Source organism: Streptomyces sp. SudanB25_2051, assembly GCF_964272635.1.
GTDB lineage: Bacteria > Actinomycetota > Actinomycetes > Streptomycetales > Streptomycetaceae > Streptomyces.
Map to the genome: position 1 here is coordinate 2187096 of NZ_OZ186787.1, position 25560 is coordinate 2212655.

Annotated in this window: 23 protein-coding genes; 20 read left to right on the plus strand and 3 right to left on the minus strand. The window is 72.3% G+C overall.

Going from position 1 to position 25560, the window contains the following annotated elements:
* The first annotated feature begins 69 nt into the window (after positions 1 to 69).
* Genes ACSUPT_RS09680 through ACSUPT_RS09695 form a run of 4 tightly spaced genes read left to right on the plus strand, consistent with a single transcriptional unit; the run spans position 70 to position 3260 of the window.
* Complete coding sequence (locus tag ACSUPT_RS09680; protein WP_436944060.1) at positions 70 to 819, plus strand: ABC transporter ATP-binding protein; 750 nt, start codon at positions 70 to 72, stop codon at positions 817 to 819.
* Positions 813 to 2069 carry a DUF7224 domain-containing protein gene (locus ACSUPT_RS09685; RefSeq protein ID WP_403501183.1) on the plus strand — a complete coding sequence of 419 codons (1257 nt, stop codon included), beginning with the start codon at positions 813 to 815 and terminating at the stop codon, positions 2067 to 2069. Before ACSUPT_RS09680 ends, ACSUPT_RS09685 begins: the two co-directional genes overlap by 7 nt.
* Entirely contained in the window at positions 2066 to 2629 is a 564-nt protein-coding gene (locus ACSUPT_RS09690) for a hypothetical protein (protein ID WP_361655078.1), read from the plus strand. Before ACSUPT_RS09685 ends, ACSUPT_RS09690 begins: the two co-directional genes overlap by 4 nt.
* Positions 2622 to 3260: a hypothetical protein gene (locus tag ACSUPT_RS09695; RefSeq protein WP_361655081.1), complete on the plus strand. Its 639-nt coding sequence runs from the start codon at positions 2622 to 2624 to the stop codon at positions 3258 to 3260. The genes ACSUPT_RS09690 and ACSUPT_RS09695 overlap by 8 nt, the downstream gene beginning before the upstream one ends.
* A 58-nt stretch (positions 3261 to 3318) precedes the next feature.
* Here ACSUPT_RS09695 and ACSUPT_RS09700 read toward each other — a convergent pair whose 3' ends face one another.
* Positions 3319 to 3924, minus strand: coding sequence for a hypothetical protein (locus ACSUPT_RS09700; RefSeq protein ID WP_351967758.1), 606 nt, complete (start codon positions 3922 to 3924; stop codon positions 3319 to 3321).
* A 167-nt stretch (positions 3925 to 4091) separates the two neighbouring features.
* On the opposite strand from ACSUPT_RS09700, the gene ACSUPT_RS09705 reads away from it, so the two are divergent.
* The 3 genes from ACSUPT_RS09705 to ACSUPT_RS09715 all read left to right on the plus strand — a co-directional run bounded on the left by ACSUPT_RS09705 (position 4092) and on the right by ACSUPT_RS09715 (position 7566).
* Complete coding sequence (locus tag ACSUPT_RS09705) at positions 4092 to 5399, plus strand: helix-turn-helix domain-containing protein (RefSeq protein WP_436944061.1); 1308 nt, start codon at positions 4092 to 4094, stop codon at positions 5397 to 5399.
* Positions 5400 to 5502: 103 nt separating this feature from the next.
* Positions 5503 to 6660 carry an acyl-CoA dehydrogenase family protein gene (locus tag ACSUPT_RS09710; RefSeq protein ID WP_351967756.1) on the plus strand — a complete coding sequence of 386 codons (1158 nt, stop codon included), beginning with the start codon at positions 5503 to 5505 and terminating at the stop codon, positions 6658 to 6660.
* A 6-nt stretch (positions 6661 to 6666) separates the two neighbouring features.
* Positions 6667 to 7566 carry an acyl-CoA thioesterase gene (locus ACSUPT_RS09715; protein WP_399219268.1) on the plus strand — a complete coding sequence of 300 codons (900 nt, stop codon included), beginning with the start codon at positions 6667 to 6669 and terminating at the stop codon, positions 7564 to 7566.
* Positions 7567 to 7581: 15 nt separating this feature from the next.
* On the opposite strand, the gene ACSUPT_RS09720 is transcribed toward ACSUPT_RS09715, so the two are convergent.
* A complete protein-coding gene (locus ACSUPT_RS09720) occupies positions 7582 to 8361 on the minus strand; it encodes a phosphatase (RefSeq protein ID WP_351967754.1) in 780 nt (259 codons plus the stop codon).
* Positions 8362 to 8575: 214 nt separating this feature from the next.
* Between ACSUPT_RS09720 and ACSUPT_RS09725 the strand changes: the two genes are divergently transcribed.
* Positions 8576 to 9091, plus strand: a complete 516-nt coding sequence (locus ACSUPT_RS09725) for a hypothetical protein (protein ID WP_351967753.1) — start codon at positions 8576 to 8578, stop codon at positions 9089 to 9091.
* A gap of 72 nt (positions 9092 to 9163) precedes the next feature.
* On the opposite strand, the gene ACSUPT_RS09730 is transcribed toward ACSUPT_RS09725, so the two are convergent.
* On the minus strand, positions 9164 to 9763 hold the full coding sequence (locus ACSUPT_RS09730; RefSeq protein ID WP_351967752.1) for an SACE_7040 family transcriptional regulator: 600 nt from the start codon (positions 9761 to 9763) through the stop codon (positions 9164 to 9166).
* A 96-nt stretch (positions 9764 to 9859) separates the two neighbouring features.
* On the opposite strand from ACSUPT_RS09730, the gene ACSUPT_RS09735 reads away from it, so the two are divergent.
* From ACSUPT_RS09735 to glmS, 12 genes are all read left to right on the plus strand, one after another.
* Entirely contained in the window at positions 9860 to 11491 is a 1632-nt protein-coding gene (locus tag ACSUPT_RS09735) for a carboxyl transferase domain-containing protein (RefSeq protein ID WP_351967751.1), read from the plus strand.
* A 14-nt stretch (positions 11492 to 11505) separates the two neighbouring features.
* Complete coding sequence (locus ACSUPT_RS09740) at positions 11506 to 13464, plus strand: biotin carboxylase N-terminal domain-containing protein (protein WP_399219271.1); 1959 nt, start codon at positions 11506 to 11508, stop codon at positions 13462 to 13464.
* A 14-nt stretch (positions 13465 to 13478) separates the two neighbouring features.
* Positions 13479 to 14396 (plus strand): hydroxymethylglutaryl-CoA lyase, encoded by a 918-nt coding sequence (locus ACSUPT_RS09745; protein ID WP_351967765.1) that lies wholly within the window; start codon positions 13479 to 13481, stop codon positions 14394 to 14396.
* Between the two features lie 5 nt (positions 14397 to 14401).
* Entirely contained in the window at positions 14402 to 15562 is a 1161-nt protein-coding gene (locus ACSUPT_RS09750) for an acyl-CoA dehydrogenase family protein (RefSeq protein WP_351967749.1), read from the plus strand.
* A gap of 358 nt (positions 15563 to 15920) precedes the next feature.
* Positions 15921 to 16961, plus strand: coding sequence for an ABC transporter substrate-binding protein (locus ACSUPT_RS09755; protein ID WP_361655104.1), 1041 nt, complete (start codon positions 15921 to 15923; stop codon positions 16959 to 16961).
* Between the two features lie 4 nt (positions 16962 to 16965).
* Positions 16966 to 17835: a siderophore-interacting protein gene (locus ACSUPT_RS09760; protein ID WP_365726184.1), complete on the plus strand. Its 870-nt coding sequence runs from the start codon at positions 16966 to 16968 to the stop codon at positions 17833 to 17835.
* 172 nt (positions 17836 to 18007) lie between these two features.
* Positions 18008 to 19450, plus strand: coding sequence for a pyridoxal phosphate-dependent decarboxylase family protein (locus ACSUPT_RS09765; RefSeq protein ID WP_351967746.1), 1443 nt, complete (start codon positions 18008 to 18010; stop codon positions 19448 to 19450).
* The gene (locus ACSUPT_RS09770) at positions 19434 to 20708 is read left to right on the plus strand and encodes a lysine N(6)-hydroxylase/L-ornithine N(5)-oxygenase family protein (RefSeq protein ID WP_351967745.1); all 1275 of its coding nucleotides are present in this window, start codon (positions 19434 to 19436) and stop codon (positions 20706 to 20708) included. Before ACSUPT_RS09765 ends, ACSUPT_RS09770 begins: the two co-directional genes overlap by 17 nt.
* Positions 20705 to 21271, plus strand: a complete 567-nt coding sequence (locus ACSUPT_RS09775; protein ID WP_361655114.1) for a GNAT family N-acetyltransferase — start codon at positions 20705 to 20707, stop codon at positions 21269 to 21271. The genes ACSUPT_RS09770 and ACSUPT_RS09775 overlap by 4 nt, the downstream gene beginning before the upstream one ends.
* Positions 21268 to 23061: an IucA/IucC family protein gene (locus ACSUPT_RS09780; protein ID WP_365726187.1), complete on the plus strand. Its 1794-nt coding sequence runs from the start codon at positions 21268 to 21270 to the stop codon at positions 23059 to 23061. The genes ACSUPT_RS09775 and ACSUPT_RS09780 overlap by 4 nt, the downstream gene beginning before the upstream one ends.
* Before the next feature lie 304 nt (positions 23062 to 23365).
* A complete protein-coding gene (locus ACSUPT_RS09785) occupies positions 23366 to 23641 on the plus strand; it encodes a hypothetical protein (RefSeq protein ID WP_010472110.1) in 276 nt (91 codons plus the stop codon).
* A 92-nt stretch (positions 23642 to 23733) separates the two neighbouring features.
* Positions 23734 to 25551, plus strand: a complete 1818-nt coding sequence (glmS, locus tag ACSUPT_RS09790; protein WP_361655120.1) for a glutamine--fructose-6-phosphate transaminase (isomerizing) — start codon at positions 23734 to 23736, stop codon at positions 25549 to 25551.
* Positions 25552 to 25560 lie beyond the last annotated feature (9 nt).

The window sequence follows — 25560 nt, forward strand, 5'->3', positions numbered from 1 at the left end:
TCCAGCCGGGCCCTCCTTCTCCGTTCGCCCGAACGGAGAGGGCGGGGCCTTCTTCACCCAAGGCCCCGCATGCCCCTCCACTACAACGCCTGCACGTTCGGCTACCAGCGCGGCTCGCGCCCCGTACTCGACGGGCTCACCCTGCGCGTGCCGCCGGGGAACACGGTTCTCCTGGGCCCCAACGGAGCCGGCAAGAGCACCCTGCTCTCGCTGGGTGCCTCCGCCACCCGCCCCAGCAGCGGCCGGGTCGTCTACCGGGATCTCGACCCCGCCGTACGGCGGCAGCGCGGCCCCTACCGGCAGGCTGTGGCCTGGCTGCCGCAGAAGCCGGACTTCCTGCCGGGCATGACCTGCCACGAGCACGTCGCCTACGCGGGCTGGCTGAAGGGCATGAGTGAGAAGGCCGCTTGGCGCGCCGCCCCACAGGCTCTGGAGCGGGTAGGGCTCGCAGACCGCGCCCGCCACAAGATCAGCCGGCTCTCGGGCGGACAGCAGCAGCGCGTCGCCATCGCCCAGGCTCTCGTGCACCGCGCCGAAGTGCTCCTGCTGGACGAACCCACGGTCGGACTGGACCCTCAGCAGCGCGAATCCTTCCTGAGCATCCTGAACGACCTCCGCGGATCGGTACACGTCATCCTGTCCACCCACGACGTCGCCGATCTCGACTCCACCTTCGACCACGTCGTCGTCCTAGCCGAGGGACGAATCCGCTTCTCCGGATCCGTGGGCGAGTTCACCGCACACGCCGAACCGGGCTGCGCCCCCGGCCGCCACCTGACCAGCGCCTACATCTCCCTCGTCGGAGGCGCTCCATGCTGAAGTGGGCCGAACTGCGCGCCTCCATGGTGCTGTGGCTGATCCCTCCTGCCGCCTACTACGCCTGGCTCTACCTCGACTCCTTCGGCAGGCTGTGGGCTTCTCGCTACGGGGTGGAGTCCGGAGAGCTGGCCTCTGTCGGCGTGGTGATGACCGCGCCGGCGATGGCGGCGGGGGCCGCCTGGGCTGCGGGGCGCCACCGCCGCACGGGGTACATGGCCGCCACGAGCTCCCGTCCGCTGTGGCAGCGCATGGCGCGCGCCACCGCACCCCTCTGGCTGGTCCACACGGTGCTGACCGCCGCCGTACTCGTCCTCGCCCGTGTGAAGGTCGGGGTGTGGCCGGGAGGGTCAGGTTGGCTCGCCGTCGCTCACCTGGTGCTGCTGCCGGCCGCGTGGCTGGCCATCGGCTGGTGCGCGGGCATGGCACTGCCCAGGAGCGTGGCCGCACCGCTGCTCGGGATCGGCTGCTGGGCATGGCTGGCCTTCCCGCAGTCTTTCGAGGCCCCCTGGTGGCGGCATGTCAACGGGTTCGTCACGACGCTTTCAGACCCGACCGTGACGCAGATTCCCACGGTGTACCTCGTGCCGTGGGCCGTCACCGCCTCCCTGGTCCCGGCAGCGTGGCTCATGGCCGGGCGGCGGCGCCTGGTGGGCATCACCGCCGGTGTGGTCGTCGTCGCCGGGGCTTTGGCGGGCGGCATGTGGGCGGTGGACGGATGGGGGTATGCGGGGCACTCCCAGGCACGCGGCACCGCTCTCGTATGTGTGGGCGAAGCACCCCGGGTCTGCGTCCCGCCGGAGTACCGGCCGTACGCGGACACGCTGCGCCGCGACACCCTTGAGCCGCTCGCCCGCGTGAAGCGGGCGGGCCTGGTTCCTCCCCGCGAGTTGCACGTCATCTCCGAGCATGCCCCTGTCCCGCCGGGGGTGTGGCCATTGATTCGTTGGTCTCCTCCTCAATCCCACCCCGGCGGTGCCACCCGGTCTGGGCCAGGGGTCCTGACCCAGCCGCTCATCGCGGGCGTGGCAGCCCAGGGCGGCAAGAAGGCATGCGTCATGCCTGGGACGCTGCCCGTGTACTGGGCGACGCTGGTCGCAACCGGCGAGGAGCGGCCGGTGCTGGCCGCCCTCACCCCCGATGAGCGGCGGGAACTGCACGACCTGCGACGCAGGCCCCTGGCCCAGCAGGCCGCGTGGTTCACCCAGGCCGTGCGGGGCGAACGCTACTGCTGGTCCGAGGAACTGCTGTGAGGCTCCACCTCCTGGCGGTGCGCCGCTGGTGGGTGGCAGCGGTCGGCCTGGCGGCCGCGGCCGCCGCCGCAGGGACCGGAGACCTCCTCGTCCCTGTGCCGACGCTCACCGGAGGCATGAGCAGCGCACCCGCCCGCTACTTCAGCCCCGTCCTGCTCACCGGGGCGCTGATGTACGTGTGGGACCGGCACCTGCACGCCGCCGAAGCCACCGCGGTCCGGCACCCGCGCCGTACCGACCACGTACTCCTCCTCGCCGCCCTGGCCGCCTGCCTGCTCGTCACCGGCGGGCAGGAAGCCCGGAATGCGGCGCTCCTGTGCGGTGTGGCGCTCATCGTGCACCGCCTGGCGAACGCCGCGGCCGCCACCCTGAGCACCCTCGCCGTTCTGATCCTGGCGCGCGTGGCCGGAAGAGGTATCGGCATGCACGGCGAGCCGACGCACACCTGGTGGGCCGTTCCCCTCCACCCGGCGGACAGCCCCGCGGCATGGGCGGCGGTCGCGGCCACCCTGGCGGCGGGCATGGCCTGCGATGCGACGCTGCGCCGTAAGCGTGGATGAAGAGATCGCGGAGCAGCAGGCCGACATCACCGGCCTGCTGCTCCACCACGTCCAGGCGCCCCTCGTCGGCGCTTCGCACATCCGCGGGGTCCTGCCCGTCCCCGCGCCCGCCGAAGCGGTCCGCGTGGTCACGGGCGAGGCGGATGCCTACGCTCCGGACCGGTTGACGGCGTACGAGGTTCCCCTCCGCGTGAACGGCGACACCCTCACCGCGTACGACATCATCGGCATCCTCCGCACCCTGCACACGGGCCCGCACGTCCACCCGGGCGTACGCGTCGGCAGCGTGATGGGCGTGCCGCTGGTCCAGGTGGACCCCGCCGCCGTGGAAGCGGCGCCACCCACGGGCGAGGACAACGCGCTCACGATCCTGCGCACGCTGACCCGCCCCTTCACCGAGGAGCGGCCGGACCCGCGACTGCGCGGCTTCCTCTTCCTGGAACGGGACCGGCTCAGGCTCTACGTGGACGGTCGGGTCACCCCGTGGGTGATCGCAGCGGACGTCCGGCCGTCAGGCGCCGTCACGGCCCTCCTCGCGGCCCTGCCCTCGCTGATCACCGAGGAAGAGCGCAGGACGCCACGAGGTGCGGACCCTCACTGCTCCTCCGTGGTGGACCTCACCGGCTGGTGACAGCGCCCCGGCCCCGCGCGGCGCCAGGGCCGGGTCGGCCCTCGGGGAGTCCCCGGGGTCAGTGGAGCTTGTTGACGGCGGTCTTCGTCGTGGTGCGGAAGGCGGTCAGCGGGGCGTCCTTGAAGTCGCCCATCTGGCCCCAGCGGACGAAGGTGACGGTGCGGCCGTCGCGGCCGACGGAGAACAGGTGGATGTCGGAGATGCCGATCTGCGGGTCGGCGGTGTCCAGGCTGTAGACCCAGGCGCCCTCCTCGACGGCGAGCTTGCCGTGGGAGGCGCTGACGGCCCGCAGGCCCGGGTTCTGCCGCTCCAGCAGCGGGCCGCAGCCGGCGAGGGACTTGCGGAGGGTGTCGACCAGCTTCACGGCGTCGGCCTCGGTGCGGGCGACGGTGGTGATTTGGAGGCCGTTGGTGTCGAGCTCGGTGGTGAACTCGCGGTAGCGGCTGTTCTGCGCCGGGATCTTGTACGGGGCGCAGAGGGCGCCGCCGTTCTCCGGGACGCCGGGGAAGACCTTGGTGGCGGTCCACGGGGTCGACGACGGCGGCATCTGGGAGGCGGCGAGGAAGGCGGGCTCGGCAGCGGCCTGCGCCGGGGCCGTGGCGAGGGCCGCGAGGCCCAGGGCCGCGGCGGCGGCGGTGGCGAGTGCGGTGCGGAGCTTGTTCATGGTGGTGGATCCCCCGTCGGGTCGTTCGCTCGGTCAGTGCTCAACCAGCGTGGGGCAGGCGGCCGCCGCCTGCAACGATCATGCGCCCACCACCCGTCCCGGAACCATTCCACCCCCGCTGACGTGCAAGAACGTGAAGGGTGGGACGTGGGGTCGAGGGGGATGGAATGCCGAAGGACGCAGCCGTCGAGGAGTTCGCGGGGCTCGTGCGCGCGCTGAAGGCGCGGGACGGTCGGAGTTACGAGGCGCTGGGCCGGCGGCTGAGCGTCAGCGCGTCCACCCTCCACCGCTACTGCTCCGGCGCGACCGTCCCGGAGGAGTTCGCCGTGGTCGACCGCCTCGCCCTGCTGTGCGGGGCGGACGAGGAGGAACGGCGGCTCCTGGAGGCGGCCTGGACGGAGGCGGACCGCACCCGCCGCCGAACGGCCTCCCCCGCGCCCTCGCCCACGCCCGGGCCCTCCGCGCCGGAACCGGGCGCGCCGGAACCGGGCCCCCAGTCCGCTCCCGAACCGGCCGCCCCGGAACCGGGCCCCCAGCCCGCGCCCGAACCGGGACCCGCTCCCGAACCGGAGCCGGCCGCCCCGGAACCGGCCGCCTTTGAACCGGGCCCCGACCCCGCCCCCGAACCGGCCGCCCCCGAACCGGCCACCCCCAAGGCGCCCCGCGCCCGCCCCCGCCGTGCCGCCTCCGCCCCCGCTCCCCTTCTCGTCGCCGCCGCCGTCGCCCTCGTCGTGCTCGCCGTCGCCGCCGCCCTGCTCGGCCACCGCGCCCGTACGGCTTCCGCCCCCGCTCCCGCCGCCACCCCTCCGGGACGGACCGCGGCCCCCCTCCCCTTCACCTGGACCGTCGGCTCCCAGCTCTGGCAGGGCGGCTGCGGGCACACCTACGTCGTGGACCGGGCCCCTCGCGCGGTCGCCCCGCCGCCGGCCGCGGCCGACTCCGGGGCGTGGGCCCGGACGCACGGTGCCGTGCACGGCGGGGAGGCGCTGGTGCGGATCACCCTCCAGGGCCGGTCGCCCTCCGACGCCGTCGTCCTCCACGCCCTGCACGTGCGCGTGGTCGAACGGGCCGCGCCGCTGCCCTGGAACGCGTACCGGATGGACAGCGGCTGCGGGGGCGCCGTCACACCGCGCCACTTCGCCGTGGACCTCGACCGGCCGCGCCCGCTCGCGAGGCCCGTCGACGGCGTCGACGCCTCCGGCGCCGAGGTCCGGACCATCCCGGCCGTCTCCTTCCCGTACAAGGTGACCGCCTCCGACCCCGAGGAGCTGCTCGTCTCCGCCCGGACGGCGGGGTGCGACTGCCGCTGGTACCTGGAGCTGGAGTGGAGCGCCGGGGGCCGTTCGGGGACGGCGCGGATCACCGACGGCGGGAAGCCCTTCCGCACGAGCGGGACCCGGGGGAGGCCCGCGTACGTGTACGACTCCATCGAGGGGCTCTGGATCACAGACGCGGAGTCTGGACAGACCGGGTGACCGATGAGTAACTTCGACTGACACAGGCTGAGCAAGCGCTTAGGCAGATGCCGGAGCGTCGGAGCACCGGCCGGACCAGGACAGGAACCGAAGGAGGCGGCTCGTGCGCCGTACCGTATTCAACGAGGACCACGAGGCGTTCCGGGACACCATCCGCGCCTTCATCGAGGCCGAGGTCGTCCCGGTCTACGACGAGTGGTTCGCCGCGGGCCAGGCGCCGCGCGACTTCTACTACAAGCTCGGCGAGCTGGGCATCTTCGGCATCAACGTCCCCGAGGAGTTCGGCGGCGCGGGTCTGGACACCCACAAGTTCGAGGCCGTGCTGTACGAGGAGACCGCCCGCGCGGGCGTCACCTTCGGCGGCTCCGGCGTGCACGTCCTCCTCGCGCTGCCGTACATCAAGATGCTGGCCACCGAGGAGCAGAAGAAGCGCTACCTGCCGAAGTTCGTCTCCGGCGAGGAGATGTGGGCGCTCGCGATGACCGAGCCGGGCACCGGCTCCGACGTCGCCGGCATGAAGACCACCGCGAAGCTCTCCGAGGACGGCACGCACTACGTCCTCAACGGCGCCAAGACCTTCATCACGGGCGGCGTCCACGCCGACCGCGTCATCGTCTGCGCCCGCACCTCCGCGCCGAGCGAGGAGGACCGCCGCTTCGGCATCTCCCTGTTCGCCGTGGACACCAAGTCCGAGGGCTACTCCATCGGCCGCAAGCTGGACAAGCTGGGCCTGCGCACCTCCGACACCGCCGAGCTGGCCTTCGTCGACGTCAAGGTCCCCGTCGAGGACCTGCTCGGCGAGGAGGGCAAGGGCTTCTACTACCTCGGCCACAACCTCGCCTCCGAGCGCTGGGGCATCGCCTTCGGCGCGTACGCGCAGGCCAAGGCGGCCATCCGGTTCGCCCAGAACTACGTCCAGGAGCGCACCGTCTTCGGCAAGCCGGTCGCCCACTTCCAGAACACCAAGTTCGAGCTGGCCGCCTGCCAGGCCGAGGTGGACGCCGCCGAGGCCGTCGCCGACCGCGCCCTGGAGGCCCTCGACGCCGGTGAGCTGACCCCCGCCGAGGCCGCGTCCGCCAAGCTGTTCTGCACCGAGGTCGCGCACCGCGTCATCGACCGCTGCCTCCAGCTGCACGGCGGCTACGGCTACATGAACGAGTACCCCATCGCCCGCCTGTACGCGGACAACCGCGTCAACCGCATCTACGGCGGCACCAGCGAGATCATGAAGTCGATCATCGCCAAGTCGATGGGCCTGTAACGACAGGTGAGCGAAGCACTCGTCGCCCTCCTCGACCTGCTCGACCTGGAGCGGATCGAGGAGGACGTCTTCCGGGGCCGGTCGCGCAGCGCGATCGTGCCCCGTGTGTTCGGCGGGCAGGTCGCGGCCCAGGCGCTGGTCGCGGCCGGCCGCACCGTGCCCGCCGGCCGGCCGCCGCACTCCCTGCACGCGTACTTCCTGCGCATGGGCGACCCGGCCGCGCCGATCGTCTACACCGTCGACCGCATCCGCGACGGCCGCTCCTTCACCACCCGCCGCGTCGTCGCCGTCCAGCACGGCCGGCCGATCTTCCATCTGTCGGCGTCGTTCCAGACGTACGAGGACGGGCTCGACCACCAGGCGGACATGCCGGACGCGCCGGACCCGGAGACCCTGCCGACCGCGCGCGAGACGCTCCCCCGGTACGCCGACCGGTTCACCGGCCCGGAGATCGCCGAACGGCTCCTGGAGGCGCGCGCGGCGGTCGACCTGCGGTACGTCGGGGAGCCGCCGTACGCCACGCCCGGCCTGCCCCGCGCGCCGCGCTCGCAGGTCTGGTTCCGCGCCAACGGCAAGCTGGCGGACGCCCCCGGCCCGGACGCCGTCTGGGGCGACCCGCTGCTGCACACGGCCCTCGCCGCGTACGTCTCCGACATGACGCTCCTCGACTCGGTGCTGCTCGCCCACGGGCGGGGCGGCTGGGCGGTCGGGGACGTGGTCGGCGCGTCCCTGGACCACGCGATGTGGTTCCACCGGCCGTTCCGCGCCGACGAGTGGCTGCTGTACGACCAGGAGTCCCCGACCTCGTCGGGCGGCCGGGGCCTGGGCCAGGCGCGGATCTGGACCCGCGACGGGCGCCTGGCGATCACCGTCATCCAGGAGGGCGTGATCCGCGTCCCCAGGTGAGACGCGGGCGCCGGGTCACAGCAGTCCGGCGGCGTTCAGCAGATAGGCGATGAGGGGCTCGTAGAAGCGCGGGTCCAGGACGTGGTCGTCGAGCGGCACGGCCACCTGGAGGGTGCCCTCGGCCTCCCCGATGAACAGCGCGGGGTCGTTGCAGTCCGCGTAGCCGACCGCGTCGATGCCGCGCTGCGCCGCGCGGCCCGCCCAGCCGTGGTCCGCGACGACCAGGTCGGGAAGGGGCTGGTCGAGGACGCGCAGCCCGTCGAGGACCGCGTTCATCGGCTCCGGCGAGTGGGTGTGCCACAGCGAGGCGCCCCGCTCGAAGACGGCCACGTCGGCGAACTGGACGACGTACCCCTCGTCGGCGACGAGCCCGCCCGGGATGCGGACGATGTCGCAGCCGGCGGCGCGCAGCGCGGCGGCGGTCCGGCCGTGCACGTCGAGGAGCGCGCCGGGGTGGCCGGTCGCGAAGAGGACCCGCTCGCGGCCCGCGGCGGCCTTGCGGAGGCGGGCGGCCATCCGGTCCAGGGCGTCGACGGTCAGCTCCGGGTCGATGGTGTCCTGGCCCACCCGGTGCGCCGGGTCGTCGTTCACCCCGCACCGCTCGGCCATCACGGCGAGGACGTCCTGCTCGTCGGCCCAGCGGTCGCCCAGCTCCAGTCCCAGCCAGTAGTGGCGGTCGCCGTTCGCGAGCTTGCGGTAGTGGGCCAGGTTGTTGTCGCGCGGGGTGGCGACGTCTCCCGCGATGCGCGTGCGGACGAGGTGCTCGACGAGGGCGGCGCGGCTGGGTATCGGCATCCCCCCATTGTGCCGCCCGCCACCGGCCGTGGCCGAGGCGTTCCACCGCGTGGGCGGGCGGCGGGCGGGGGACCTTCGGCCCCAGTCGGGCGAAACCGGCCGGTAACCCCCGGGCGTGCGGGCAGACTGGCGCCCGCCACCCCCACCGCCCGGGACGCGAAGTCCCCGATCGGCCGGGCCGCCGTGCCCGGCGCCGCCGCAGAAAGGCACCTTCTTGAACCGTGCGATACGCGCCGTCGCCCTGTCGACGGCGGCCCTGTCCTTCGCCGCGCTGTACACCCCGGCCCAGGCGGCCTCCACCACCGGCGCGCTGATGATCACCCATGTGCGGCCCAACACGGCCGGCGCGGACGTCAGGAGCGGCACCCAGCTCAACCTGAACGGCGAGTACTTCATCATCAGGAACGTCACCACGCGGACGGTGAACACCGGCGGGTACGTCCCCGACATCGCCAGCAACACCTACGGCCGCGCGCTGCCCTCGTACAGCCTGCCCGCGGGCGCCAAGGCGTACGTGCACACCGGCAGCGGCCGCAACCACCGCGACAGCAGCGGCTGGCACCACATCTACCGGGGCTACGGGCGGCACGTGCTGCCCAACGACGGCCGTGCCCGCAACCCCGACCTGCGGCTGAAGACCCCGGGCAGCCCGGACGACAACACGTCCACCGGCTCCCTCAGCCCGTGCAACTGGAACCTCGCGGCGGACGGGACGACGTACGCCTGCTGAGACGCGTGTGACGGGAGGGCCGGCCGGGGCGGTGACGCCGCCGGTCGGCCCTTCGGGTGTCCGCCGTACGGGTCAGCCGGCGTCCGGCGCGTCCGGGGCCGCCGCGAAGGCGCCGCGGGCGAGGCGGTGGAGGAGGGCCGCCGTGGTGGGGCGGCCCGTGAGGGCCCCGGCCAGGTGCGGGGTGGAGTTCAGCAGGCCGAACACCGCGTGGACGGCGGCCCGCGCGTCCGCCTCGTCCAGGGCGGGGTAGGTCTCCCGTACCGCGTCGACCCACAGCTCGACGTACTGCCGCTGGAGCTGGCGGACCCGCTTGCGGTCGGCGTCCCGCAGGCGGTCCAGCTCCCGGTCGTGCAGGGTGATGAGGGACTGGTCGTTGAGCGCGAAGTCGATGTGGCCGTCGATCAGCGCGGACAGCAGCGCCTCCGGGTCGCCGTCGGACTCGGCGACGCGGCGGCGGCCCCCGTCGAGGAGGCGCTCGCTGATCCCGACGAGCAGCTCCGCGAGCATGGCGTCCTTGCCCGCGAAGTGCCGGTACAGGCCGGGGCCGCTGATGCCGACCGCCGCGCCTATCTCGTCGACGCCCACGCCGTGGAAGCCGCGCTCGGCGAAGAGGCGGGCGGCCTCCCGCAGGATCTGCTCGCGGCGGGTCGGGGCGTCGGTCCTGGTCGTCATGGATCGATTCTAGACAACGCGGTTAGCGCTCGTTAACCTGAAGCCCACACGTTAACGCTCATTAACGCTGTTGTACGGGCAAGGGGGCTCGACACGATGCAGCAGGCACCTGTGCTGACGAGCGCGGCAGATCCCGCGTCGGCGGCCTGGCAGGCCAACGAGGCGGCGCACCGGGAGCTCGCAGACGATCTCCGGGCGCGGCTCGCCGCCGCACGGCTCGGCGGCGGCGAGAAGGCGCGCGCCCGCCACACGGCGCGCGGCAAACTGCTGCCGCGCGACCGCGTCGACACGCTTCTGGACCCGGGCTCGCCCTTCCTGGAGCTGGCCCCGCTCGCGGCGAACGGCATGTACGACGACCAGGCGCCCGCCGCCGGGGTGATCGCCGGCATCGGCCGGGTCAGCGGCCGCGAGGTGGTCGTCGTCGCCAACGACGCGACGGTCAAGGGCGGCACGTACTACCCGATGACGGTCAAGAAGCACCTGCGCGCGCAGGAGGTGGCCCTGGAGAACCGGCTGCCCTGCGTGTACCTGGTGGACTCGGGCGGCGCGTTCCTGCCGATGCAGGACGAGGTGTTCCCGGACCGGGACCACTTCGGCCGGATCTTCTACAACCAGGCCCGCATGTCGGGCGCGGGCATCCCGCAGATCGCGGCCGTCCTCGGCTCGTGCACGGCCGGCGGCGCGTACGTCCCGGCCATGAGCGACGAGGCCGTGATCGTGCGGAACCAGGGCACGATCTTCCTGGGCGGCCCGCCGCTGGTGAAGGCCGCCACCGGCGAGGTCGTCACCGCCGAGGAGCTGGGCGGCGGCGAGGTCCACTCCCGCACGTCCGGGGTGACCGACCACCTCGCGGAGGACGACGCGCACGCCCTGCGGATCGTGCGGAACATCGTGGCGACGCTCCCCGCGCGCGGGGCGCTGCCGTGGACGGTCGAGCCGGTCGAGGAGCCCAAGGTCGACCCCGCGGGCCTGTACGGGGCGGTGCCGGTCGACTCGCGCACCCCGTACGACGTCCGCGAGGTGATCGCGCGGATCACGGACGGCTCCCGCTTCGCGGAGTTCAAGTCCGAGTACGGGCAGACGCTGGTGACGGGCTTCGCCCGCGTCCACGGGCACCCGGTCGGGATCGTCGCCAACAACGGCATCCTGTTCGCCGAGTCCGCCCAGAAGGGCGCCCACTTCATCGAGCTGTGCGACCAGCGCGGCATCCCCCTGCTGTTCCTGCAGAACATCTCCGGCTTCATGGTCGGCAAGGACTACGAGGCGGGCGGCATCGCCAAGCACGGCGCGAAGATGGTCACCGCCGTCGCCTGCACGCGCGTGCCGAAGCTGACGGTCGTCGTCGGCGGCTCGTACGGCGCGGGCAACTACTCGATGTGCGGCCGGGCCTACAGCCCCCGCTTCCTGTGGATGTGGCCCAACGCCAAGATCTCCGTCATGGGCGGCGAGCAGGCCGCGTCCGTGCTGGCCACCGTCAAGCGCGACCAGATGGAGGCGCGCGGCGAGGAGTGGCCCGCGGAGGCCGAGGAGGCGTTCAAGGCGCCCGTCCGCGCCCAGTACGAGCGGCAGGGCAGCGCCTACTACGCGACGGCCCGGCTGTGGGACGACGGGGTCATCGACCCGCTCGACACCCGCCAGGTGGTGGGCCTGGCCCTGACGGCCTGCGCCAACGCCCCGCTCCCCCAGCGGGAGCCGGGGGCGCCCGCCTTCGGCGTCTTCCGGATGTGAGGGACCTGACGACCATGACGATGTTCGACACTGTCCTCGTCGCCAACCGGGGCGAGATCGCCGTCCGCGTCATCCGGACGCTGCGCGCCCTGGGCGTGCGCTCGGTCGCCGTGTTCAGCGACGCCGACGCCGGCGCCCGCCATGTGCGGGAGGCCGACACGGCCGTGCGGATCGGCCCCCCGGCGGCGGGCGAGAGCTATCTGCGCGCCGACCGGCTGCTGGAGGCCGCCGCCCGCACGGGCGCGCAGGCCGTCCACCCCGGTTACGGGTTCCTCGCGGAGAACGCCGCGTTCGCGCGGGCCTGCGCCGACGCGGGGCTCGTCTTCATCGGGCCGCCCGCCGACGCGATCTCCCTGATGGGCGACAAGATCCGCGCCAAGGAGACCGTACGGGCGGCCGGGGTCCCGGTCGTGCCGGGCTCGTCGGGCAGCGGCCTGACCGACGCCGAACTGGCCGAGGCCGCGCGCGGGATCGGCATGCCGGTGCTGCTGAAGCCCTCCGCGGGCGGCGGCGGCAAGGGCATGCGCCTGGTGCGGGACGAGGCGGCCCTGGCCGACGAGATCGCGGCGGCCCGCCGGGAGGCGCGGGCGTCGTTCGGCGACGACACGCTGCTGGTGGAGCGGTGGATCGACCGGCCCCGGCACATCGAGATCCAGGTCCTGGCGGACGGCCACGGCCATGTGGTGCACCTCGGGGAGCGCGAGTGCTCCCTCCAGCGCCGCCACCAGAAGATCATCGAGGAGGCGCCGTCCGTCCTGCTGGACGAGAAGACGCGCGCGGCGATGGGCGAGGCGGCCGTCCAGGCGGCCCTCTCCTGCGGCTACCGGGGCGCGGGCACGGTCGAGTTCATCGTGCCGGGCGGCGACCCGTCGCAGTACTACTTCATGGAGATGAACACCCGCCTCCAGGTGGAGCACCCGGTGACCGAACTGGTCACGGGCCTGGACCTGGTGGAGTGGCAGCTGCGGGTCGCGGCCGGCGAGGAGCTGCCGTTCCGGCAGGACGACATCACCCTGACCGGGCACGCCGTGGAGGCCCGCCTGTGCGCCGAGGACCCGGCGCGCGGCTTCCTCCCCTCCGGCGGCACGGTCCTCGCGCTGCGCGAGCCGCAGGGTGCCGGCGTCCGCACGGACTCGGGGCTGAGCGTGGGCACCGAGGTGTCCAGCCTGTACGACCCGATGCTGTCGAAGGTCATCGTGCACGGCCCGGACCGGGCGACCGCCCTGCGCAGGCTGCGCGCCGCGCTCGCCGACACGGTCACCCTCGGCGTGCCGACGAACGCCGGGTTCCTGCGCCGCCTGCTCGCCCACCCGGACGTCGTGTCCGGCGACATGGACACGGGCCTGGTGGAGCGGGAGGCCGAGGGGCTGGTCCCCGACGGCGTCCCGGACGAGGTGTACGAGGCGGCCGCCGCCGTACGGGAGGACGCCCTCGCCGCGCGGCCCGACGCGCGCGGCTGGACCGACCCGTTCTCCGTGCCGAGCGGCTGGCGGATCGGCGGCGAGCGGCTGCCGGTCACCCACCACCTGCGCGTCGCGGGGCACGAACCCGTCGCGCACGTGGCGCGGGCCACCGGCCGCACGGTCACCGCCGACCGGGTGACGGTCACCCTGGACGGCGTCACCCACACCTTCCACCGCGCCGGCACCTGGCTCGGCCGGGACGGCGACAGCTGGAACGTCCTGGACCACGACCCGGTCGCCGCCTCCCTCACCGGTTCGGCGCACTCCGGGGCGGACTCGCTGACCGCGCCGATGCCCGGCACCGTCACGGTGGTCAAGGTCGCCGTGGGCGACGAGGTGACGGCCGGGCAGGGGCTGCTCGTGGTCGAGGCGATGAAGATGGAGCACGTCATCTCCGCCCCGCACGACGGCACGGTGGTCGAGCTGGACGTCACGCCCGGCACGACGGTCGCCATGGACCAGGTGCTGGCCGTCGTCGAACCGCACGCCTCGGAGGAGGAAGCGAAGTGACCGGTGGACTGCCGATGACCGTCCCCGCGCCCGGCCTGCCCGCGCGCGTGCGGATCCACGAGGTCGGGCCGCGCGACGGCCTGCAGAACGAGCAGGGCGTCGTACCGACCGAGGTGAAGGCCGAGTTCATCCGCCGCCTCGCGGGCGCCGGACTCGACACGGTCGAGGCGACGAGCTTCGTCCACCCCAAGTGGGTGCCGCAGCTCGCCGACGCCGAGAAGCTGTTCCCGCTCGTCTCCGATCTGGACGTGCGGCTTCCGGTGCTCGTGCCCAACGAGCGCGGACTCGACCGGGCGCTGGCGCTCGGCGCCCGCGAGGTCGCCGTGTTCGCCAGCGCGACCGAGTCGTTCGCCAAGGCCAATCTGAACCGCACGGTGGACGAGGCGCTCGCCATGTTCGAGCCGGTCGTCTCCCGCGCGAAGGCGGAGGGGCTGGCCGTGCGCGGCTATCTGTCGATGTGCTTCGGCGACCCGTGGGAGGGCCCCGTCCCCGTCGAGCAGGTCGTGCGGGTGACGCGCCGCCTGGCCGACCTGGGCTGCGACGAGCTGAGCCTCGGCGACACGATCGGCGTGGCCACCCCCGGCCACGTACGGGCGCTGCTGACCGCGCTGGGCGAGGCGGGGCTGCCCGCGTCCCGGCTGGCCGTGCACTTCCACGACACGTACGGGCAGGCCCTCTCCAACACGCTCGCCGCGCTCCAGCACGGCGTGACCACCGTCGACGCCTCCGCGGGCGGGCTCGGCGGCTGCCCCTACGCCAAGTCCGCGACCGGGAACCTCGCCACCGAAGACCTCGTGTGGATGCTCCACGGCCTCGGCATCGAGACCGGGGTCGACCTGGGCCGGCTCACCGCCACCAGCGTGTGGCTGGCCGAGGAGCTGGGCCGACCCAGCCCGTCACGTACCGTCCGCGCCCTCTCCCACAAGGAGTGACCCCCATGTCCCTGGACCACCGGCTCTCTGCCGAGCACGAGGAACTGCGCCGCACCGTCGAGGAGTTCGCCCACGACGTGGTCGCGCCGAAGATCGGCGACTTCTACGAGCGCCACGAGTTCCCGTACGAGATCGTGCGGGAGATGGGCCGCATGGGCCTGTTCGGGCTGCCGTTCCCCGAGGAGTACGGCGGCATGGGCGGCGACTACCTGGCGCTCGGCATCGCCCTGGAGGAGCTGGCCCGCGTCGACTCGTCGGTGGCCATCACCCTGGAGGCGGGCGTCTCGCTGGGCGCCATGCCGGTCTACCGGTTCGGCACGGAGGAGCAGAAGCGCGAGTGGCTGCCGAAGCTGTGCTCCGGCGAGATGCTCGGCGCGTTCGGCCTGACCGAGCCGGACTGCGGCTCCGACGCGGGCGGCACGCGCACGACGGCCGTGCGGGACGGCGACGAGTGGGTGATCAACGGCACCAAGTGCTTCATCACCAACTCCGGCACGGATATCACGGGCCTGGTCACGGTGACCGCGGTGACGGGCCGCAAGCCCGACGGGCGCCCGGAGATCTCCTCCATCATCGTCCCCTCGGGCACGCCCGGCTTCACGGTCGCCGCGCCCTACTCGAAGGTCGGCTGGAACGCCTCGGACACCCGTGAGCTGTCCTTCTCCGACGTGCGGGTGCCGGCGGCCAACCTGCTGGGCGAGGAGGGCCGCGGGTACGCGCAGTTCCTGCGCATCCTCGACGAGGGCCGCATCGCCATCGCGGCGCTCGCGACGGGCCTGGCGCAGGGCTGTGTCGACGAGTCGGTGAAGTACGCGAAGGAACGTCACGCCTTCGGCCGGCCCATCGGCGACAACCAGGCCATCCAGTTCAAGCTGGCCGACATGGAGATGCGGGCGCACATGGCCCGCATCGGCTGGCGGGACGCGGCGTCGCGGCTCGTGCACGGCGAGCCGTTCAAGAAGGAGGCGGCGCTCGCGAAGCTGTACTCCTCCACGGTCGCCGTCGACAACGCCCGCGAGGCCACCCAGATCCACGGCGGCTACGGCTTCATGAACGAGTACCCGGTCGCCCGCATGTGGCGCGACTCCAAGATCCTGGAGATCGGCGAGGGCACCAGCGAGGTCCAGCGCATGCTGATCGCCCGCGAACTGGGGTTCACCTCTTAATTCGGCTCGCTCCGCCTCCGGTGCGCTCATGCGGGTGTCGAGAGGCCGATCGTGCTCAGCCTCCCCCAGACTCCGTCCGGGGGTACCCCCATCGTTCCTCAGGGCCTCCGCGCGTTCGACCTCTCGACACCCGCGCGCCCCTTCGGCTCCACTCGCGCACGCCGAACCCCCGGCCGGGCCCCCACCGGTCGGGGGTTCCGGCGTGCGCGCGGCCGGTCCGTACGCGGGCGGCTCCAAACGTGACGAGATCGACATCGGGAAGCCGATCCACCCTCTGGACAGCGGCTGAGGTTAGGCTAACCTACCTTCGAACACCAGCCCAGTGGCCGGAATTCGGCCGTACGAAAGCGACTCCGCCATGCCCAGCAACGCCCGAGCCACCCACCTGACCCGACGCGGACTCCTCGCCACCGGAGGCGCCCTGGGCCTGGGCGCCGCGCTCGCCGCGTGCGGGAGCAAGGACAAGGCCGCGGAGAAGTCCGGCGGCGAGGGCGGCGCGGCGAAGGCCGGCCCGTGGAAGTTCACCGACGACCGCGGTGTCGTCGCGGAGGCGAAGTCCACCCCGAAGAACATCGTGGCCTTCACCGGCATGGCGGCCGCCCTGCACGACTTCGGCGTCGAGGTGAAGGGCGTCTTCGGCCCGACGAAGACCGCCGACGGCAAGCCCGACGTCCAGGCCGGCGACCTCGACATCGACAAGGTCAAGATCATCGGCAACGTCTGGGGCGAGTTCAACCTCGAGGAGTACATCAAGCTCCAGCCCGAGGTCCTCATCACGGACATGTGGGAGAAGGACGCCCTCTGGTACGTGCCGGACGAGTCCAAGGACAAGATCCTCAAGCTGGCCCCGAGCGTCGCCCTGTGGGCCGCCGACCAGTCCATGCCGAAGGTGATCCAGCGTCACGTCGAGCTGGCCGAGAGCCTCGGCGGCGACGTGAAGTCCAAGAAGGTCACCGACAGCAAGGCCCGCTTCGAGGCCGCCGCCGCCCGGCTGCGCGCCGCCGCCAAGGCCAAGCCGGAGATCAAGGTCCTCATCGGCTCCGCCAGCGCCGACCTGTTCTACGTCTCCACGCCGGTCCGCCCGACCGACACGCTGTACTTCAAGGAGCTCGGCGTGAACCTCGTCGTGCCCGGCAAGCTCGACCAGGGCGGCTGGTTCGAGGGCCTCAGCTGGGAGAACGTCGACAAGTACAAGGCCGACATCATCATGATGGACAACCGCACCTCGGCCATCCAGCCCAAGGACCTCGCCTCCAAGCCGACCTGGGCGCAGCTGCCCGCCGTCAAGGCCGGCCAGGTCATCCCGCGCGTCACGGAGCCCATCTACTCGTACGAGAAGTGCGCCCCGCTGCTGGAGGACCTCGCCAAGGCGATCGAGAACGCGAAGAAGGTGGCCTGACCCCATGACGACCGCCGAGACCGCCGCACTGCCGTTCAACTTCTTCCCCCTCCAGGTCGTGGCGACGCGGCGGCTCGGCCCGTCGCTGATCCGCGTGACCTTCACCGGCGCCGGCGACGAGGACCTTTCGGGCTTCGCCTCCGGCGGCCGGGACCAGAGCCTGTCGCTGTTCCTGCCGCACCCGGGCCAGCCCGAGCCGGTCCTGCCGCCCGTCGTGGACGGCGACCTGTACGGGGCGCTGGGCGCGTGGCGGGCCATGCCGGACGACGTGCGGGCGGTCATGCGCTCGTACACCGTGCGCGAGCAGCGCCGCGGCGCCGACGGCACGACGGAGGTCGACATCGACTTCGCCGTCCACGAGGACGGCGGCCCCGCGTGCCGCTGGGCGCTGGCCGCGTCCGAGGGCGACCGCGTGGCCGTGCTGGGCCCGGCGGTGGCGGACAACACCGGCGTGCGCTTCCAGCTGCCCGAGGACGCCGACGAGGTGCTGATGTGGGGCGACGAGACGGCGCTGCCCGCCGCCTCGGCGATCCTGGAGTGGCTGCCCGCCGGCACGAGGGCGCAGGTGTGGCTGGAGGTCCCGCACGCCGGGGACCGGCTGGAGCTGCGCACCGACGCCGACGCGACGGTGACCTGGCTCGTACGGGAGGAGGGCGCTCCCCCGGCCGTCGAGGCCGTCCGCGCGGCCGAGGTGTCGGGCGCCGCGCCGTATGTGTGGCTGGCGGGCGAGTCCGGTTCGGTGAAGGCGCTGCGCCGGCACTTCGTGAACGAGCGCCGGTTCGATCGCCGGCGGGTCACGTTCGTCGGATACTGGCGCAAGGGCGTCAGCGAGGACGCCCTGCGCGAGGCCCCCGAGGCCGACGCCGAGGCGTAGGCGCCCGGCCGACCGCCGTACGCGCACGCGCGGTTGACGCACGTTCCGGTGAGGGGCGAGCGACGTTGCAACATCAAGTTAGGTTAGGCTAACCTAACGAGGTACAACGTCCCTCGCCCCTCACTTTCGTTCCCGAGGGACGCCCAAGTCCCCGCATCCGGGAGGATGTCGCATGCGCTCGCACCTGCTCAACGACGCGACGGCGGAGCAGTACCGACGTTCCGTCACCGAAGGAGTCGAGCGGGTGGCGCGCAAACTCGCCACCACGAAGCGCCCGTTCACCGGCGCCACCCCCGACGACCTGGCGCCGGCCGTCTCCGCCGTCGACCTCGACCGGCCCCTCGGCGACACGTCCGCCGCGCTGGACGAGCTGGAGGAGCTCTACCTCCGCGACGCCGTCTACTTCCACCACCCGCGCTACCTGGGCCACCTCAACTGCCCGGTCGTCATCCCCGCCGTGCTCGGCGAGGCCGTCCTGTCGGCGGTCAACTCCTCGATGGACACCTGGGACCAGAGCGCGGGCGGCACGCTCATCGAGCGCCGCCTGATCGACTGGACCGCCGAGCGCATCGGCCTCGGCCCGTCCGCCGACGGCGTGTTCACCAGCGGCGGCACCCAGTCCAACCTCCAGGCGCTGCTGCTGGCCCGCGAGGAGGCCAAGACGGACGACCTGACGAAGCTGCGCATCTTTACCTCCGAGTGCAGCCACTTCAGCGTCCAGAAGTCCGCGCAGCTCCTCGGCCTCGGCCGGTCGGCCGTCGTCTCCATCCCCTGCGACGGCGACAAGCGCATGCAGAGCGTCGTCCTCGCCGCCGAGCTGGCCCGTTGCGCCGCCGAGGGCCTCGTGCCGATGGCGATCGTCGCCACCGCCGGCACCACCGACTTCGGCTCCATCGACCCGCTGCCCGAGATCGCCGCCCTCGCCGCCGAGTACGGCGCCTGGATGCACGTCGACGCGGCCTACGGCTGCGGGCTGCTCGCCTCCCCCACCCGCCGCCACCTCCTGGACGGCATCGAGCGCGCCGACTCCGTCACCGTCGACTACCACAAGTCGTTCTTCCAGCCGGTCAGCTCCTCGGCCGTGCTCGTCCGCGACGCCGCGACGCTGCGCCACGCCACGTACCACGCGGACTACCTCAACCCGCGCCGCACGGTCGCCGAGCGCATCCCCAACCAGGTCGACAAGTCGCTCCAGACGACGCGCCGCTTCGACGCGCTCAAGCTGTGGCTCACCCTGCGCGTCATGGGCGCCGACGGTGTCGGGCAGCTGTTCGACGAGGTGTGCGACCTGGCCGCCGAGGGCTACGGCCTGCTGGCCGCCGACCCGCGCTACGACGTGGTGGTCCGCCCCTCGCTGTCCACCCTGGTCTTCCGCTACGTCCCCGGCGCCGGCGCCTCCCCCGAGGAGGTCGACCGCGCCAACCTCCACGCCCGCAAGGCGCTGTTCGCGTCGGGCGAGGCCGTCGTCGCCGGTACGAAGGTCGACGGCCGCCAGTACCTCAAGTTCACCTTGCTCAACCCCGAGACGACCGCGCACGACATCGCCGCCGTCCTCGATCTGATAGCCGGCCACGCCGAGCAGTACCTGGGAGAGAACCTTGTCCACGCCTCTTGACCTCATCGGGATCGGACTGGGTCCGTTCAACCTGGGGCTCGCCTGCCTCACCGAGCCCATCGAGGAGCTCGACGGGCTGTTCCTGGAGTCGAAGCCGGACTTCGAGTGGCACTCGGGGATGTTCCTCGACGGCGCCCACCTCCAGACGCCGTTCATGTCGGACCTCGTCACCCTCGCCGACCCGACGTCGCCGTACTCCTTCCTCAACTACCTGAAGGAGAAGGGCCGGCTGTACTCGTTCTACATCCGGGAGAACTTCTACCCGCTGCGCGCCGAGTACAACGACTACTGCCGCTGGGCCGCCGCCAAGCTGGGCAACGTCCGCTTCGGCACCACGGTCACCCGCGTCGAGTACGACGAGGCGAGCGAGCTGTACGCGGTCCACACCGACGCCGGCGACACCTTCCGCGCCCGCCACCTCGTCCTGGGCACCGGCACCCCGCCGTACATCCCCGAGGCGTGCGAGGGCCTGGGCGGCGACCTGCTGCACAACTCCCGGTACATGCAGAGCCGCGACGCCCTCAAGGCGAAGAAGTCCATCACGCTCGTCGGCAGCGGCCAGAGCGCGGCGGAGATCTACCACGACCTGCTCTCCGAGATCGACGTCCACGGCTACCAGCTGAACTGGGTGACCCGCTCCCCGCGCTTCTTCCCGCTGGAGTACACCAAGCTCACGCTGGAGATGACGTCCCCCGAGTACGTCGACTACTTCCACGCCCTGCCCGAGGAGACCCGCTACCGGCTGGAGTCCCAGCAGAAGGGCCTCTTCAAGGGCATCAACGGCGACCTCATCGACGCCATCTTCGACCTGCTGTACCAGAAGAACGTCGAGACCGGCGGCCCCGTCCCCACCCGCCTGCTCACCAACTCCTCCCTGAACACCGCCTCGTACGACGAGGCGGCCGGCACGTACACGCTGGGCCTGCGCCAGGAGGAGCAGGGCAAGGACTACGAGATCCGCACCGAGGGCCTCGTCCTGGCCACCGGCTACAAGTACCGCGTCCCCGACTTCCTGGAGCCGGTGCGCGACCGGCTCAAGTGGGACGGGCACGGCAGGTTCGACATCGCCCGCAACTACTCCGTCGACGTCACCGGGCGCGGGGTCTTCCTGCAGAACGGCGGCGTCCACGCCCACTCCGTCACCTCGCCGGACCTGGGCATGGGGGCGTACCGCAACTCCTACATCATCCGCGAGCTGCTGGGGACCGAGTACTACCCCGTCGAGAAGTCCATCGCGTTCCAGGAGTTCACCGTATGAGCACCACCGGCACCACCGGCACCTCCGGCATAGGCACCCTCACGTTCCGCCCGCTCGACCCGCTCGCGGACGCCGAGCTGGTGCACCGCTGGGTCACCCACCCCAAGGCGGCCTACTGGCTGATGCAGGACCACCGCCTGGAGGACGTCGAGCGGGACTACATGGCCATCGCCGCCCACCCGCACCACGACGCCTTCCTCGGCCTCCACGACGGCGAGCCGGCGTTCCTCATGGAGCGCTACGACCCCGCGAAGGTCGAGCTGGTCGGCCTGTACGACCCCGAGCCCGGCGACGTGGGCATGCACTTCCTGGTCGCCCCGACCGACACGCCCATCCACGGCTTCACCCGCGCGGTGATCACCGCCGTGATGGCCGAGCTGTTCCGCGACCCTGCCGTCAAGCGGGTCGTCGTCGAGCCCGACGTGCGCAACACCGCCGTCCACGCCCTGAACGAGGCCGTCGGCTTCGTCCCCGTCGACAAGATCGCCAAGCCCGAGAAAGAGGCCCTGCTGAGCGTCTGCACCCGCGAGGCGTTCGAGGCGGCCGTGGGAGCCGCCCGATGAGCACCGCCGCGTACCGCACCGCCGACGCCGTCGCCCACCTCACCCCCGAGCGCTGGGCGCACGCCAACCGCCTCCTCGTCCGCAAGGCGCTGGCCGAGTTCTCCCACGAGCGGCTGCTCGACCCGCAGCCGCTCGGCGAGGGCCGGTACCGGGTCCTCAGCGACGACGGCGCCACCGAGTACCGCTTCACCGCCGGCCGGTTCGCCCTGGACCACTGGCAGGTGTACGCCGACTCCATCAGCCGCCACCGCGACGGCGCCGAGCTGCCGGTCGACGCGCTGGAGTTCGTCATCGAGCTGCGCGGGGCGCTCGGCCTGAGCGACGAGATCCTCCCCGTGTACCTGGAGGAGATCTCCTCGACGCTGGCCGGCACGGCGTACAAGTCCGCCAAGCCGCCGGTCACCGCCGCCGAACTGGCGAAGGCCGGCTTCCAGGCCGTCGAGACCGGCATGACCGAGGGCCACCCCTGCTTCGTCGCCAACAACGGCCGCCTCGGCTTCGGCGGCGACGAGTACCACGCCTACGCGCCGGAGGCGGCGAGCCCGCTGCGGCTCGTCTGGCTGGCCGCGCACCGGGACCGCACCGCCTTCACGGCCGGCGCGGACATCGAGTACGACAGCTTCATCCGCGCCGAGCTGGGCGACGCGACCGTCGACGGCTTCGCCCGGACGCTCACCGAGCGGGGCCTGGACCCGGCGGACTACCTGCTGGTGCCGGTCCACCCGTGGCAGTGGTGGAACAAGCTGACGGTGACCTTCGCCGCCGAGATCGCCCGGCAGCGGCTGGTCTACCTCGGCGAGGGCGACGACGAGTACCTCGCGCAGCAGTCGATCCGCACCTTCTTCAACACCTCCGACCCGGCCAAGCACTACGTCAAGACGGCCCTGTCCGTGCTGAACATGGGCTTCATGCGGGGCCTGTCCGCCGCGTACATGGAGGCCACGCCCGCCATCAACGACTGGCTGGCGAAACTGATCGACCAGGACGGCGTACTGCGCGCCGCCCGGTTCTCGATCATCCGGGAGCGCGCCGCGGTCGGCTACCGGCACCTGGAGTACGAGGCGGCCACCGACCGGTACTCGCCGTACCGCAAGATGCTCGCCGCGCTGTGGCGGGAGAGCCCGGTGCCGTCCCTGGAGCCGGGCCAGCGGCTGGCCACGATGGCGTCGCTGCTCCACACGGACCACGAGGGCGCCTCGTTCGCGGGCGCGCTGATCGCCGAGTCGGGGCTGGCCCCCGACCGGTGGCTGCGCCGCTATCTGGACGCCTACCTGCTGCCGGTCCTGCACACCTTCTACGCCTACGACCTGGCGTGGATGCCGCACGGCGAGAACGTGATCCTGGTCATCGAGGACGGCACGGTCCAGCGGGCGATCTTCAAGGACATCGCCGAGGAGATCGTCGTCATGGACCCGGACGCGGTGCTGCCGCCGGCCGTGGAGCGCATCCGGGTCGAGGTGCCCGAGGACCAGAAGCTGCTGTCGGTCTTCACGGACGTCTTCGACTGCTTCTTCCGCTTCCTGGGCGCCACGCTGGACGCCGAGGGCGTGCTGGACGAGGAGACGTTCTGGGCGACGGTCGCCGAGTGCGTCACGGCGTACCAGCAGTCCCGTCCGGAGCTGGCGGAGAAGTTCGCCCGGTACGACATCTTCGCGGACGAGTTCACGCTGTCCTGCCTGAACCGGCTCCAGCTGCGGAACAACAAGCAGATGGTGGACCTGGCGGACCCGTCGGCGGCCCTCCAGCTCATCGGCACGCTCGCCAACCCGCTCGCCAAGCACCGCCCGTAGCGGTGCCCCGCCCGCCGGGCCGCCCCGCCCCTCCGGGGGCACCGGGCGGCCCGGCGGGCTCCCCGGCCGGCAGCCGGGGTCCGCGGGAGACGGTCCTCCCGCGGACCCCGGCTTCGCCGCTGCCACGGCACCCCGGCGTCCCCGTTCCCCTCCCGGCGGCGTCCCGGTAAGCTCCCCCGGAATCGCCCATTCCAGGGCGGCGCGGTCTAGACCAAGCGGCTTCACACTGCCGATCACGCGGTTTCCTGCCCGATTGCGGGCAGATTTCTTGCGAAGTGGCCCTCCGAACCCTCAGTATCTACGGGTGCTCGATCGCCGCCCGTCGCATGACGACCTCATCGACCACCTGGTGCGCAGCACCGCGCTCCAGCGCGGTGAGGCCGCCCGGGTGGTGCTCGACGTGCTGGCGTACTTCGACGAGACGACGGAGGAGTTCGTCCGCCGCCGCCACCGGGAGCTCCAGGCGGCCGGCGCGGTGAACTCGGAGATCTTCGAGCGCATCGCGGCGGAGCTGCCGCACCGCGCGGTGGCGCCGCCGGAGCTCTCGCTCCGCCAGCTGCGCCGCATCGTCTACGGCTGACCGGCCGGACCGGCCCACCGGTCCACCGGCCCGCCCGGTCCACCACCGGACCACCGGGCACACACCCGAAACCAGGAGGGGTTACCAACTCTATGTGCGGAATTGTCGGTTATATCGGTAAGCGTGATGTCGCTCCGCTGCTGCTCGAAGGTCTGGCACGGCTGGAGTACCGGGGTTACGACTCCGCGGGCATGGTCATCACCAGCCCGAAGTCGTCCGGCCTGAAGATGGTCAAGGCCAAGGGCCGGGTCCGCGACCTGGAGGCCAAGCTCCCCAAGCGCTTCAACGGCACCACCGGCATCGCGCACACCCGCTGGGCCACCCACGGCGCGCCGAGCGACGTCAACTCGCACCCGCACCTGGACCCGGAGAACAAGGTCGCCGTCGTCCACAACGGCATCGTCGACAACGCCGCCGAGCTGCGCGCCAAGCTGGAGGCGGACGGCGTCGTCTTCGCCTCCGAGACCGACACCGAGGTCATCACCCACCTGATCGCCCGCTCCCAGGCCACCACCCTGGAGGAGAAGGTCCGCGAGGCGCTGAAGGTCGTCGAGGGCACCTACGGCATCGCCGTCATGCACGCGGACTTCAACGACCGCATCGTCGTCGCCCGCAACGGCTCCCCGGTGATCCTCGGCATCGGCGAGAAGGAGATGCTCGTCGCCTCCGACATCGCCGCCCTGATCGCCCACACCCGCCAGGTCGTCACCCTGAACGACGGCGAGATGGCCACCCTGAAGGCCGACGACTTCCGCACGTACACCACCTCCGGCGCGACCACCACCGCGACCCCGGAGACCGTGGAGTGGGAGGCCGCCTCGTACGACATGGGCGGCCACGACACGTACATGCACAAGGAGATCTCCGAGCAGCCCGACGCGGTGGACCGCGTGCTGCGCGGCCGCATCGACGACCGGTTCTCCACCGTCCACCTGGGCGGTCTGAACCTGGACGCCCGCGAGGCCCGGACGATCCGCCGCATCAAGATCCTCGGCTGCGGCACCTCGTACCACGCCGGCATGATCGGCGCGAGCCTCATCGAGGGCATGGCCCGCATCCCCGCGGACGCCGAGCCGGCCTCCGAGTTCCGCTACCGCAACCCGGTCGTGGACCCCGACACCCTGTACATCGCCGTCTCCCAGTCGGGTGAGACGTACGACGTGCTCGCCGCCGTGCAGGAGCTGAAGCGCAAGGGCGCCCGCGTCCTCGGCGTCGTCAACGTCGTCGGCTCCGCCATCGCCCGCGAGGCCGACGGCGGCGTGTACGTCCACGCCGGCCCCGAGGTGTGCGTGGTCTCCACCAAGTGCTTCACCAACACGGTCGTCGCGTTCGCGCTGCTCGCCCTGCACCTGGGCCGCATCCGGGACCTGTCCGTCACGGACGGCAAGCGGATCATCGAGGGCCTGCGCCGCCTGCCCGAGCAGATCAGCGAGATCCTCAAGCTGGAGGACGAGATCAAGGAGCTGGCCGCCGAGTACGCGGGCGCCCAGTCCATGATGTTCATCGGCCGGGTGCGCGGCTACCCGGTGGCCCTGGAGGCCTCCCTGAAGCTCAAGGAGATCTCGTACATCCACGCCGAGGCGTACCCGGCCTCCGAGCTGAAGCACGGCCCGCTCGCCCTGATCGAGCCTGCGCTGCCGACCGTCGCGATCGTCCCGGACGACGACCTGCTGGAGAAGAACCGCGCCGCGCTGGAGGAGATCAAGGCCCGCAGCGGCCGCATCCTCGCCGTCGCGCACCAGCCGCAGGAGAAGGCCGACCACACCATCGTCGTGCCGAAGAACGAGGACGAGCTGGACCCGATCCTCATGGGCATCCCGCTGCAGCTGTTCGCGTACCACACGGCGCTCGCCATGGGCCGCGACATCGACAAGCCGCGCAACCTCGCCAAGTCCGTCACGGTCGAGTAGGCGGCACCC